Origin of the sequence: Rhodovulum imhoffii (assembly GCF_003046545.1) — a bacterium.
Classification (GTDB): domain Bacteria; phylum Pseudomonadota; class Alphaproteobacteria; order Rhodobacterales; family Rhodobacteraceae; genus Rhodovulum; species Rhodovulum imhoffii.
The window spans coordinates 36,856-48,680 of sequence record NZ_QAAA01000005.1 but is presented as its reverse complement, the minus strand read 5'-3'; the positions used below and the strand labels follow the sequence as shown (position 1 = coordinate 48,680).

The 11,825-nt window shown below is 63.1% G+C and carries 10 protein-coding genes; 6 read left to right on the top strand and 4 right to left on the bottom strand.

What is annotated here, in order from left to right; genetic code table 11:
- Positions 1-35: 35 nt before the first annotated feature.
- Complete coding sequence (cysS, locus tag C8N32_RS05600) at positions 36-1,433, bottom strand: cysteine--tRNA ligase (protein WP_107891501.1); 1,398 nt, start codon at positions 1,431-1,433, stop codon at positions 36-38.
- Between the two features lie 249 nt (positions 1,434-1,682).
- On the opposite strand from cysS, the gene C8N32_RS05595 reads away from it, so the two are divergent.
- A complete protein-coding gene (locus C8N32_RS05595; RefSeq protein ID WP_107891500.1) occupies positions 1,683-2,438 on the top strand; it encodes an SDR family NAD(P)-dependent oxidoreductase in 756 nt (251 codons plus the stop codon).
- On the opposite strand, the gene C8N32_RS05590 is transcribed toward C8N32_RS05595, so the two are convergent.
- Positions 2,435-4,237 carry an ABC-F family ATP-binding cassette domain-containing protein gene (locus C8N32_RS05590; RefSeq protein ID WP_107891499.1) on the bottom strand — a complete coding sequence of 601 codons (1,803 nt, stop codon included), beginning with the start codon at positions 4,235-4,237 and terminating at the stop codon, positions 2,435-2,437. The two genes, C8N32_RS05595 and C8N32_RS05590, sit on opposite strands and share 4 nt — an antisense overlap.
- Before the next feature lie 67 nt (positions 4,238-4,304).
- On the opposite strand from C8N32_RS05590, the gene C8N32_RS05585 reads away from it, so the two are divergent.
- From C8N32_RS05585 to eno, 4 genes are all read left to right on the top strand, one after another.
- Positions 4,305-5,726 carry a protein adenylyltransferase SelO gene (locus C8N32_RS05585; protein WP_107891498.1) on the top strand — a complete coding sequence of 474 codons (1,422 nt, stop codon included), beginning with the start codon at positions 4,305-4,307 and terminating at the stop codon, positions 5,724-5,726.
- Positions 5,727-5,810: 84 nt separating this feature from the next.
- Positions 5,811-6,233 (top strand): Fur family transcriptional regulator, encoded by a 423-nt coding sequence (locus tag C8N32_RS05580; protein WP_107891497.1) that lies wholly within the window; start codon positions 5,811-5,813, stop codon positions 6,231-6,233.
- Positions 6,234-6,309: 76 nt separating this feature from the next.
- Entirely contained in the window at positions 6,310-7,185 is an 876-nt protein-coding gene (locus tag C8N32_RS05575; protein ID WP_107891496.1) for a DMT family transporter, read from the top strand.
- Between the two features lie 40 nt (positions 7,186-7,225).
- Positions 7,226-8,500: a phosphopyruvate hydratase gene (gene eno, locus C8N32_RS05570; RefSeq protein WP_107891495.1), complete on the top strand. Its 1,275-nt coding sequence runs from the start codon at positions 7,226-7,228 to the stop codon at positions 8,498-8,500.
- 33 nt (positions 8,501-8,533) lie between these two features.
- On the opposite strand, the gene C8N32_RS05565 is transcribed toward eno, so the two are convergent.
- Both C8N32_RS05565 and C8N32_RS05560 read right to left on the bottom strand, forming a co-directional pair.
- Positions 8,534-8,731, bottom strand: a complete 198-nt coding sequence (locus tag C8N32_RS05565; protein WP_107891494.1) for a hypothetical protein — start codon at positions 8,729-8,731, stop codon at positions 8,534-8,536.
- 198 nt (positions 8,732-8,929) lie between these two features.
- Positions 8,930-10,018 (bottom strand): anhydro-N-acetylmuramic acid kinase, encoded by a 1,089-nt coding sequence (locus tag C8N32_RS05560; protein WP_242509455.1) that lies wholly within the window; start codon positions 10,016-10,018, stop codon positions 8,930-8,932.
- 65 nt (positions 10,019-10,083) lie between these two features.
- On the opposite strand from C8N32_RS05560, the gene tyrS reads away from it, so the two are divergent.
- Positions 10,084-11,337, top strand: coding sequence for a tyrosine--tRNA ligase (tyrS, locus tag C8N32_RS05555; RefSeq protein ID WP_107891493.1), 1,254 nt, complete (start codon positions 10,084-10,086; stop codon positions 11,335-11,337).
- Positions 11,338-11,825 lie beyond the last annotated feature (488 nt).

Sequence of the window (11,825 nt, the reverse complement as noted above, 5' to 3'; positions counted from 1 at the left end):
GGGCCGGGGGGCATGGTTCTTTGTTACGCTTCGGTTCATTCCAGCCCCTTCAGCCTTGCGGGGTCGAAACCGGAGGTCAGGTCGTAGGTGTAGCTGCCGTCCTTGTTTTCTTGAATCCTGACCCCGGCTGCGTTCAGCCCGTCGCGGATACGATCCGCTCTGGGCCAGTCCTTTGCCTGTCGCGCTTGCCAGCGTTCAGCCATAAGCGCCTCTATCTTTTCGGTCGCCAGCGGATCGAGATCCTTGCTCTCAAGCCAAGTTCCAAGCTCTGGCGTCAAAAGACCCAGCAGGTTCGCACACCCCAACAACTGAGATCGCATCTGACCGGAAACCTCGTGCGCGTGGCTGGCAAAGAAATGCAACTGAGCGATGGATCCGGCCGTGTCGAGATCGTTCTTCAACCGGTCCAGAAACATCGGGTCAAGCTCTGCGGCCGGTTCCACACCTTCGGTCAAGTGCCGCCACTTGCGCAGCACGGCCTCGGCCTCACGAGCTTTTTCCGCTGTCCAGTCCATCGGTTTTCGGTAATGGGTGGAAAGAAACACAAACCGGATCACCTCCCCCGGCACTCCCCGATCCAGCAGGTCGCGCACGGTGAAGAAATTGCCCAGCGACTTGGACATTTTCTTTCCCTCGACCTGCAACATCTCGTTATGCAGCCAGAAATTGGCGAATGCCCCCTCCGGGTGCGCACAGCAGCTTTGCGCCACCTCGTTTTCATGATGCGGGAAGATCAGGTCATTGCCTCCGCCGTGAATGTCGAAACTGTCCCCCAGCAAGTCGTGGGACATGGCGGAGCATTCGATATGCCAGCCAGGCCGCCCCCGGCCCCACGGGCTGTCCCAACCGGGAAGGTCTGGGGTGGAGGGCTTCCACAGCACGAAATCCATCGGGTCGCGCTTGTATGGCGCAACCTCGACCCGGGCGCCGGCGATCATGTCATCGACCGCACGCCCTGAAAGTTTGCCATAGTCGGGGTAACTGGCCACGGAAAACAGCACATGCCCCCCGGCCTCATAGGCATGGCCAGCCCCGATCAGATCCCCGATCATCGCGATCATCTGGCCGATATAGGCCGTCGCCCGCGGCATGTGGGTCGGTTCCAGCGCGCCCAGTGCCCCCATGTCCTGCAAGAACCAGCGCGTCGTTTCGGCGGTTATTGCGGAAATTTCGCGCCCGGTCGCGGCCGCGCGCGCGTTGATCTTGTCATCGACGTCGGTGAAGTTGCGTACATAGGTGACGTGACCGCCCCCGTAGACATGGCGCAGCAGGCGGAACAGCACGTCGAAAACCACCACCGGGCGGGCATTGCCCAGATGCGCCCGGTCATAAACCGTCGGCCCGCAGACATACATGCGTATATCGGCCGGGTCGATCGGGGAGAAATCCTGCTTCGTCCGGGTCCGGGTGTTGTAAAGCCTGATAGAACTCATGCGTCCAAAATCCTTCACGCGCGTGTCGGCGGGTTTGGCACATTCGGAAAGGGATGAAAATACGAAGACCGGCCCGCCTGACGAATGTCAGCCGGTAATGCAGCAGGTAATGTGCAGACCGATGTTCATACACCTTGCCTAGCACCCCCCCCTGGCCTTGCCAAGTCCAAAGCACACACCTGCGGGTCGCCGCTGGACAGCCCTCCACCGCGCCGTTAGCACTTCGAAAAACCAAGGGAGTGAAAACACATGCAGATTTCCGAAACAAAGGCCATCATCACGGGCGGCGCCTCCGGTCTTGGGGCGGCAACGGCGCGGGCGCTTTGCGCCGAAGACGTTGCGGTGACGATACTCGACCGGGACGCGGCGCGGGGCGCGGCACTGGCCGCCGAGATCGGCGCCGGCTTTCAGCCCGTGGACGTGACCGACGAAACCTCCGTCGCGCAGGCCATCGGACAAGCCGTAGAGCAGATGGGCGCCATTACCGCCTGCATCAACTGCGCTGGCATCGCCACGGGCGAACGTACCGTGGGCCGGGACGGGCCGCACAGCCTTGAGGCCTTTCGAAAAACCTTGGAAATCAACCTAGTGGGCAGTTTCAACGTGTTGCGTCTTGCCGCTGCGGAAATGGCCCGCAACACGCCTGACGAAGAGGGGGAGCGCGGGGTCATCGTCAACACGGCCTCTATCGCGGCCTTTGACGGGCAAAAGGGGCAAGCGGCCTACGCAGCCTCCAAGGCCGGCATTGCGGGCATGACCCTTCCGGTCGCGCGCGATCTTGCCGGGCTGGGGATCCGCATCATGGCAATTGCGCCGGGCGTGTTCCGAACCCCCATGCTGGAAGGACTGGGCGATGAAATCATGGATGCACTTGCCGCGGACGTCACCGGCCCCAAACGCCTTGGGTATCCGGGCGAATATGCGGCCCTGGTGCTTCATATCATCCAGAACGGCTACCTCAACGGTGAGGTGATCCGCCTGGATGGCGCGCTGCGCATGCGCTAACCGGCCTTGTCCTCCAGCGTCAGCCACTCTTCCTCGGCTGAGGCAAGGGCTTCCTGCCGCTGTGCCAGCGCCTCGGAGACCTTCTTGAATTTCAGCGGATCACGGGTGAACAGTTCCGGATCGGAAAGAAGCGCCTCCAACCTGGCGATCTCGGCCTCCAGCCGCCCGATCAGGCCGGGAAGCTCCGCAAGGCGATGCCGTTCGGTAAAGGTCAGCCCCTGACGGGGCTGTCTTTGCGGGGCGGCCCTGGGCGGGGTGGGCTTTGCCCTGGGTTTTTCCGGCGCGGCATCGGGCTGACGCTGGGCGCGATAGTCGGACCACCCACCGGCATAGACGGTCGCGCGGGCATCGCCCTCCATGGCGATTGTCGTCGTTGCCACACGGTCCAGAAAATCACGGTCATGGCTGACCAGCAGCACCGTGCCGTCATATTCGCCCAACAGATCCTGCAACAGGTCGAGCGTTTCCACATCCAGATCGTTGGTCGGTTCGTCCAGCACCAGAAGGTTGCTTTGCCGGGCCATGATCCGGGCCAGAAGCAGGCGCGCCTTCTCCCCCCCGGACAGGGTCCGGACAGGGGCACGGGCCTGCGCCTCGTCGAACAGGAAATCCTTGAGATATCCCACCACATGCCGGGGCTGGCCGCGGACCATCACCTGGTCCGCCTGTCCGGAAACCCGCATCTGCGCATCTCCGGTCAGGCTTTCCCACAGGGTCATGTCCGGATCGAGCGCGACGCGATTCTGATCGAAGAGCGCCATCTCGACATTGGCCCCAAGCGTCACCTCGCCGGTATCGGGCGGCAACGCCCCTGTCAGCAGGTTCAGTAACGTGGTCTTTCCGGCCCCGTTGGGACCAACCAGTGCGACACGCTCCCCCCGGTGGATTCGCAGCGTGAAATCATGCAGGATCTGCCGCCCCCCGAATGTCTTTGAAATCCCGCGGGCCTCGATCACCCGCTTGCCGGATTTGGGACCGCTTTCAAGCGCCATTGCCGCCGCGCCCTGACGCCGGATCGTCGCTGCTCGTTCGGCGCGCAGATTCTGCAAGGCCCGCACCCGGCCCTGGTTGCGCTTGCGCCGGGCAGAGATTCCCTCCACCGCCCAGCGGGCCTCCGCCCTGATCTTGCGATCCAACTTGTGCCGGGCAAGGTCTTCCTCGGCCCAAACCTTGTCGCGCCAGTCTTCGAACGCGGCGAAGCCCTGCTCCTGCCGGCGTACCACGCCCCGGTCGACCCACAGCGTCGCGCGCGTCAGCGCCCGCAGGAAGGCCCGGTCATGGCTGATGATGACAAAGGCATTTCGGGTTTCGGAAAGCTGCCCTTCCAGCCAGCCGATGGCCTGGATATCCAGATGGTTCGTCGGTTCATCCAACAGCAGCAGCGACGGCGCCCCGGCCAGCAGGCGGGCAAGGGCCGCGCGGCGGCGCTCCCCGCCCGAGGCGGCGGCGACTTTCGTCGCCGGGTCGAATTTCAGCCCTTCGGCAACCATCTCGACCTTGTAGGCGTCGCTTTCGGGCAGATGCGCGGCGGCAAATGCCCCCAGCGTGTCGAACCCGGCCAGATCCGGGTCTTGTTCCATGTAACCAACCGTCGTTCCGGGGGCCAGAACGCGCCCGCCGGTGTCCGGCTCCACCACCCCGGCGATGACCTTCATCAGTGTGGACTTGCCGGATCCGTTGCGCCCCACCAGCGCCACACGGTCGCCCGGCTGGATGACAAGATCCAGCCTCGCGAACACCGGGTTGCCGCCAAAGGTCAGGGAGATGTCAGAAAGCTGTAACAAGGGTGTGCGTGCCATGGCCGGGGCGTAACCGGGTGCGCGTATTCCGTCAATCGCCCATTGCCTTCGCCCGCTGCGCCCTAGATTGCGCCTCATGATCCCGTTCGATAACAGTTACGCCCGGCTTCCCGCCCGGTTTTACACCCGGCAGCCCCCCACCCCCGTGCGCGCGCCGGCGCTTCTTGTCCTGAACGCCCCTCTCGCCGCAGAGCTGGGCCTGCCGGATACGCTGCGCGGTCCGGAAGGTGTGCAGATTCTGGCGGGCAACCTGGTGCCCGATGGCGCGGCCCCGCTGGCGCAGGTTTATGCCGGACACCAGTTCGGCGGTTTCGTTCCCCGGCTGGGCGATGGACGCGCGATCCTTCTTGGCGAGGTGATCGACCGCAACGGTCAGCGCCGCGACATCCAGTTGAAAGGCGCCGGCCCCACACCCTACAGCCGCATGGGCGACGGCCGCGCGTGGCTGGGCCCGGTCCTGCGGGAATATCTTGTCAGTGAGGCGATGCACGCGCTGGGGATTCCCACCACCCGCGCGCTTGCCGCCGTTGCCACAGGCGAAGACGTTTACCGCCAGACCCGCCTGCCCGGCGCGGTTCTGACCCGTGTGGCCGCCAGCCACATCCGGGTGGGCACGTTCCAGTATTTCGCTGCCCGCAACGATACCGAAGCCCTGCGCCTGCTAACCGATCACGCACGCCAACGGCATTTTCCACAAGCGGAAACCGCGCTGGATTTTCTAAAGTCGGTCATCGCGGCGCAGGCACGGCTGGTTGCGCAATGGATGGGTGTGGGCTTTATCCACGGGGTCATGAACACCGATAACATGGCCGTTTCCGGCGAAACCATCGATTATGGCCCCTGTGCCTTCATGGATGGCTATCACCCGGAAACGGTGTTCAGTTCCATTGACGCGCAGGGGCGCTATGCCTATGCCCGCCAGGCGGATATCGCCGTGTGGAACCTCGCCCAACTCGCCACGGCGCTGTTGCCGGTTCTGGATGAAAACCGCGAAAACGCCGTTAACCTGGGCACAAGGGCCCTGAACGGCTTCCCCAACCTGTTCCGGCAGGCATGGCTGGATGTCTTCCGACCCAAGATCGGACTGTCCACCGACGACCCCGCAGACGCGGAGCTGATCCACCGCCTTCTTGACCTGATGGCCGCTGAACGGGCCGATTTCACCAATACGTTCCGTGCACTGGCAGAGGGAGAGGCACCGCTGAAAAACCGCGCGGCGTTCGCATCATGGCAGGCGGAATGGCAGGCCCGGTTGCGCCGCGACACCCCCGGTGGCGTCGAGCGGATGCGCCGCGCCAACCCGGTTGTGATCCCCCGCAACCATCAGATGGAGGCCGCGATCGGCGCAGCGGTCAGGGGCGACATGTCACAGTTCATGAAGTTTCTGAGCTCTTGCATTCAACCGTTTGCTTCAAATCATTTTTCATATGAATTCACAAAGCCTCCGGCAGCCGGGGAAACCGTACGCCAAACCTTTTGCGGCACCTGACACAGCCCGCACCGCGTCTGAAAACGGTAGCATCCGGTCCACACAGCGGATAAACCCGCGCGAAAGACCTTTCGGAGGATCGCGATGCCGGAGACGATCATCGACCGATGCGAGGCCCGCGGCCTCCGCCTGACCGAGCAGCGCCGGATCATCGCGCAGGTGCTGCAAGACAGTGCCGACCATCCCGACGTTGAGGATCTTTATGCCCGCGCCAGCGCCGTGGATGCGAAGATATCTCTCGCCACGGTTTACCGCACTGTCAAACTGTTCGAGGAAGCGGGCATCATCGAAAAGCTGGAGTTCGGCGACGGCCGTTCCCGCTACGAAGACGCAGAGCGAGATCACCATGATCACCTGATCGACCTGAGCAATGGCGCGGTGATCGAATTTGTCGATCCCGAGATCGAAGCCCTGCAAGAACGGATTGCAAAAAAGCTGGGCTATCGCCTCAAGGGCCACCGGCTGGAGCTTTACGGGGTCCCGCTCCGGAAAAAACCCCGGAACTGAAGGCAGCCCCCTTCCCTTCCGGACACGGGCAGGCTACGGCTGGGAAAACCTCCCACGAAACCTGCGAGTCCCGAAAATGGAAAACCTGCGCGGCATTGTGCTGATGGTCGCCGCAATGGCGGCGTTCGCCGTTGAAGACATGTTCATCAAGATGCTGTCGGGGAACCTGCCGGTCGGCCAGATTTTGGCAACCCTAGGCGCGGGTGGGGCGTTGATCTTTGGGATAATGGCCCTGTCGCGCGGACAGCGGCTGTGGTCGAAGGCGCTCTTGAGCGGCCCGGTCATACTGCGTAACTTCGGCGAACTGTCTGGAACCTTCGGCTTCGTGATGGCCCTGGCCCTGACGCCGCTGTCCAGCGCGAGCGCGATCTTGCAGGCCACCCCCCTTGTGGTAACGCTGGGCGCGGCAATTTTCATGGGCGCGCAGGTCGGCTGGCGGCGATGGAGCGCCATCGCCGTGGGCTTGCTGGGTGTGCTGGTGATTATACGCCCCGGCCTTGAAGGGTTTGAACCGGCCTCTCTTTTCGCTGTACTGGGGGTGATCGGCCTGGCGATCCGCGACCTTGCCACCCGTGCCACCCCCCGCAGCGTGGGCAGCCTGCAACTGTCTTCTTACGCCTTCGCAATGCTGATCCCGCTTGGGCTTGCAATGCTGGCTTTCGGCGAAGGGGCACGCCCGGTCGCTCCGATGATGTGGGCGCAACTGGCCGGCGCGATGCTGGCCGGGGCGCTGGGCTATTACATGATCGTCGAGGCCATGCGGATCGGGGAAATCGCCGTTGTCACGCCGTTTCGCTATACACGACTTGTCTTTGCCCTGTTCATCGGTGTTCTCGCCTTCGGCGAACGGCCAGACACCATGACCCTGACCGGGGCCGGAATCATCATTGCCTCGGGGCTGTATACGTTGTGGCGCGAACGCACCCTTTCCTTGCGCGGTGCCCGACGCTAGAAAGCACGTGAAGTCACAACACCAAGATACAGGACGGCGCATGAGTACCATCATCGACATTATCGGCCGCGAAATCCTCGACAGCCGGGGCAACCCCACCGTTGAGGTCGACGTTCTTCTCGAAGATGGCACGATGGGCCGCGCCGCAGTCCCATCGGGTGCCTCCACCGGCGCACATGAGGCGGTGGAAAAACGCGACGGCGACCGGAACCGCTATATGGGAAAGGGGGTTCTGGAGGCCGTGGCCGCCGTCAACGGCGAGATTGCGGAAACGCTCATCGGTTTCGACGCGACCGAGCAGGTCGCCATCGATCAGGCGATGACAGCACTGGACGGTACCGACAACAAGGCCCGACTGGGCGCAAACGCTATCCTGGGCGTGTCGCTGGCCTGCGCCAGGGCGGCGGCGGATTTCACCATGCAGCCACTTTATCGCTATATCGGCGGCACCTCGGCGCGGGTTCTGCCGGTGCCGATGATGAATATCATCAACGGCGGCGAACACGCCGACAACCCGATCGACATCCAGGAATTCATGATCATGCCGGTCAGTGCGGGCAACATTCGCGATGCGGTGCGCATGGGTTCCGAAGTGTTTCACACGCTCAGGAAGGAACTCTCCGCCGCCGGGCACAACACCGGCATCGGGGACGAAGGCGGCTTCGCGCCGAACCTGTCTTCCACCCGTGAGGCGCTGGATTTCATCCTGCGCTCGATCGACAAGGCAGGCTACAAGCCCGGTGAGGACATCTGCCTGGCGCTGGACTGTGCCTCGACGGAGTATTTCAGGGACGGAAAGTATCAGATGAAAGGCGAAGGGCTGAGCCTCGGCGCCGCGGAAAACGTGGATTACCTTGCCGGGCTTTGCGCCGATTACCCGATCGTCTCCATCGAGGATGGTTGCGCAGAGGATGACTGGGACGGCTGGAAGCTGCTGACCGAAAAACTGGGCAGTTCGGTCCAACTGGTGGGAGACGACCTGTTCGTGACCAACCCCATCCGCCTGGCCGAGGGAATCGCGGCAGGGGTTGGAAACTCCATGCTGGTAAAGGTGAACCAGATCGGCAGCCTGACAGAGACCCTTGCTGCCGTTGAGATGGCCCATCGCGCGCGCTACACCAACGTCATGAGCCATCGCTCCGGGGAAACCGAAGACACTACCATCGCCGACCTTGCCGTGGCGACCAATTGCGGTCAGATCAAGACCGGATCTCTGTCGCGCTCCGACCGGCTGGCGAAATACAACCAGTTGATCCGCATCGAGGAAATGTTGGGCGACACGGCTGAATACGCAGGCCGCTCAATCCTGAAATAAGACGGTTGCGCCGCCTTTGGGCGGCGCACCGCTTCAGATCACGGCGCGGAAAATACCGCGGGTATTGTCCTGTTCACGCAGGGCATCCAAAAGGGCGCGCCCGTCCTTGGTGGGGTGGCCAACGTCATCCAGCCATCCCCTGCTTTGGGCCGCATTGTGCGGGGCCATGCCATCGTGCCCGCAGTGGCGGGCAAAAGCGACGATTCTGGCGCACATCTCTTCGATCGGCATCTCATGTCTCCTTCGGGCAAAACGCGAAGCAGCGCGCACCGACAGGGTGCGCGGAGGAATCCGCGTCTGATCAATTCCGGAAAATGCGGCACCGTGGTGCCGACGCGCCCTGACTAGCACCTTCGCCGCGGTGCGGCAAGAGGGCGCAAGAAATTTTTGCCGCAGCGCAGCATACAATAGTATTCTGAAATCAGGGCCTTAGTGGCTCATTTTTCCGCCACTGACCGGCATACGCACACCCGTTGTCCCCGGCGCGGACAGCGGCATCCCCCGCATGGCGCGCACAGAGAGAAAGGCAAAGGCCTGGGCCTCCAGCATATCGCCATTCAGGCCGACCGCCTCCACCGGCAGGGCGGGTATGCCGGTACGGCAGGCCAGCGCGCGCATCATCACGGGGTTCAACCGTCCGCCCCCCGTCACCAGCAGGCGTGCCGGAACAACCGGGCAATGTTTCAGCCCGCGTGCAACGCTGGCGGCAACGGCCTCGGTCAGGGTGGCGGCGGCATCCGCGTCCGACAGGCCCGCAACGGCATCGGAGAGGTGCGGGAAATCGTTACGATCCAGGGATTTCGGGGGGCGGCGGGTAAAAAACGGGTGGCACAGGAACTCTGCGATCGCATTTTCCTCAACACGGCCCTGCGCGGCAAGGGCCCCGCCGTCATCGAACGGCAAAGCCCGGCGGGCCTGCATCAGGTCGTTCAGCGGCGCATTGGCGGGGCCGGTATCGAAGGCCAGAAGCGCCCCCGGACTTTCCGGCGCAGGCCGGCTCGGGTCCACCCAGGTCAGGTTTCCCACACCGCCGAGATTCAGAAACGCCACCGGTCCCCCGGCCTTTATCCACTGCGCACAGGCGAAGTGAAAGAACGGCGCGAACGGTGCGCCCTGCCCCCCTTCGGCCATGTCGTTGGTACGAAAATCCCAGACCACCGGCACACCAAGCCCCTGCGCCAGTGCCAGTCCGTCCCCCGCCTGGTGAGTTCGCCCGCGGGCCGGATCATGGGCCAGCGTCTGGCCATGAAACCCGATGACATCCACATCCTTGAAAGACCTCAGCACCTCGCGGTGGGCAGTGTCGACAACCGCGGCGGCCCTTGCCACGTCCGGCCCGCCCGGCCATTGGCCCAGGGCGGCGCTCAGGCAGGCGCGTTCATCATCGGAATAAGGGCGGTAGGCGGTTTTACCAAACCCAACGATGCGCAAGCCGTCGGTTTCCACCACCGCCGCATCCACCCCATCCAGCGAAGTGCCCGACATCGCCCCCAGGGCGCGCATCGTCGTGTTTCGCATGGCCTTTCCCTTCCTTGCCGGTGCGGCTATATCACAGACGAAAATCCAACCAAGGAAAAGGGCAAATGACATACCACCCCAAATCCGACTTCCTGCGCGTGATGATCGAGCGCGGCTTCCTGGCCGACTGCACCGATTATCAGGGCCTGGACGAAGCTCTGATGGCGGGGGTGGTTCCCACTTATATCGGCTATGACGCCACGGCGCAGTCCCTGCATGTGGGGCACCTGCTAAACATCATGATGCTGCGCTGGTTGCAGAAGACCGGGCACAAACCCATCACCCTGATGGGCGGCGGCACAACAAAGATCGGCGACCCTTCCTTCCGCTCGGAAGAACGCCCCCTGCTGACCCCGGAACAGATCGACGCCAATATCGCGGGCATGAAACAGGTTTTCGCCAAGTACCTGAGCTATGGCGAGGGCGCGACCGATGCGATCATGCTCAACAACGCCGAGTGGCTGGACGATCTGAACTATCTCGACTTCCTGCGCGATATCGGACGGCATTTCTCCGTCAACCGAATGCTGAGCTTCGAAAGCGTCAAGTCACGGCTCGACCGGGAACAGTCGCTCTCGTTCCTTGAATTCAACTACATGATCCTCCAGGCCTACGATTTTCTGGAGCTCAACCGCCGGTATGGCTGCGCGTTGCAGATGGGCGGCTCCGATCAGTGGGGGAACATTGTCAACGGGATCGACCTGACGCGCCGGATCATCGACCGGGAGGTATTCGGACTGACCTCGCCGTTGCTGACCACCTCGGACGGGCGCAAGATGGGCAAATCCGCCGGCGGCGCGATCTGGCTGAATGCCGGAATGCTCAGCCCCTATGAGTTCTGGCAGTTCTGGCGCAACACGACCGACGCCGATGTGGGCCGGTTCCTGAAACTCTACACCGAGTTGCCGGTGGAAGAATGCGACCGTCTTGGCGCACTGGAGGGCAGCGATATCAACGCGGCAAAAGCGATCCTTGCCAACGAGGTGACGCGCCTGTGCCATGGCGCTGCGGCGGCCGAAGCCGCCGCAGCCACCGCGCACGAAGTCTTTGCCGGGGGGGGCGTTGGGGACGATCTGCCCACGCTGGTGCTGAGTACCGAAGACCTGGGCGATGGCATTTCCGTGGTGCAGCTGATTACCCGCTCGGGACTGGCCAGAACGGGCAAGGAGGCCAAGCGTCTGATCGCGGATAACGGTGCGCGCCTGAACGACGCACCGCTGACCGATGCCGGACTGATGATCGACGCCGCCGCGCTGGCGGAACCGATCAAGCTGAGCGCCGGCAAAAAGCGTCATGCCCTGGTCAGGCTGGTGGAGTAGAATGGGCCTTTCAGACCCAGCCGCTACGATCTTGCTGCCTCGTGTGGACTTTACGGGCACAAGGGCCCAGGACACATGATCAGGAAGTGACGACAGCGCGGACACGGGCAGAAAGAAACACCGCCCGGATCTGTCATGGCGTTTTACGGTCTCCGGTCTGTGAAGCGAACGCGCTGTTTTCGACCTCGTGGCGCGGGATATACAGATCCTTGCGCGGGGATCGCCCCTTTTCCGCCCTGTCATGACGGGGAGCAGAGGCGATCCCTTTTCCTTTCAAAGGCGGCATGCGACCTCTCCGCGCCCGGCCTGGACGCCTCACCCCACCAGCCGCCTCTCAAGGAATGTCTCACCCAGACACCTTTGCCGCGCACCGGTGCAGCCCACGAATTGAAGAATTTCCCCCGCCAACACACCCGATCGTCATCCCACGGGCAGTCATGGAACTTCGGAGGCAAGACGTCAGAAGTGCCTCCCTTGTCGCGGCTGCA

What these genes read in the sequence shown, in the direction of transcription:
- cysS (WP_107891501.1), bottom strand. Translation starts at nt 1,433, where the DNA reads ATGAGTTCTATCAGGCTTTACAACACCCGGACCCGGACGAAGCAGGAT.
- C8N32_RS05595 (WP_107891500.1), top strand. Translation starts at nt 1,683, where the DNA reads ATGCAGATTTCCGAAACAAAGGCCATCATCACGGGCGGCGCCTCCGGT.
- C8N32_RS05590 (WP_107891499.1), bottom strand. Translation starts at nt 4,237, where the DNA reads ATGGCACGCACACCCTTGTTACAGCTTTCTGACATCTCCCTGACCTTT.
- C8N32_RS05580 (WP_107891497.1), top strand. Translation starts at nt 5,811, where the DNA reads ATGCCGGAGACGATCATCGACCGATGCGAGGCCCGCGGCCTCCGCCTG.
- C8N32_RS05575 (WP_107891496.1), top strand. Translation starts at nt 6,310, where the DNA reads ATGGAAAACCTGCGCGGCATTGTGCTGATGGTCGCCGCAATGGCGGCG.
- eno (WP_107891495.1), top strand. Translation starts at nt 7,226, where the DNA reads ATGAGTACCATCATCGACATTATCGGCCGCGAAATCCTCGACAGCCGG.
- C8N32_RS05565 (WP_107891494.1), bottom strand. Translation starts at nt 8,731, where the DNA reads ATGCCGATCGAAGAGATGTGCGCCAGAATCGTCGCTTTTGCCCGCCAC.
- C8N32_RS05560 (WP_242509455.1), bottom strand. Translation starts at nt 10,018, where the DNA reads ATGCGAAACACGACGATGCGCGCCCTGGGGGCGATGTCGGGCACTTCG.
- tyrS (WP_107891493.1), top strand. Translation starts at nt 10,084, where the DNA reads ATGACATACCACCCCAAATCCGACTTCCTGCGCGTGATGATCGAGCGC.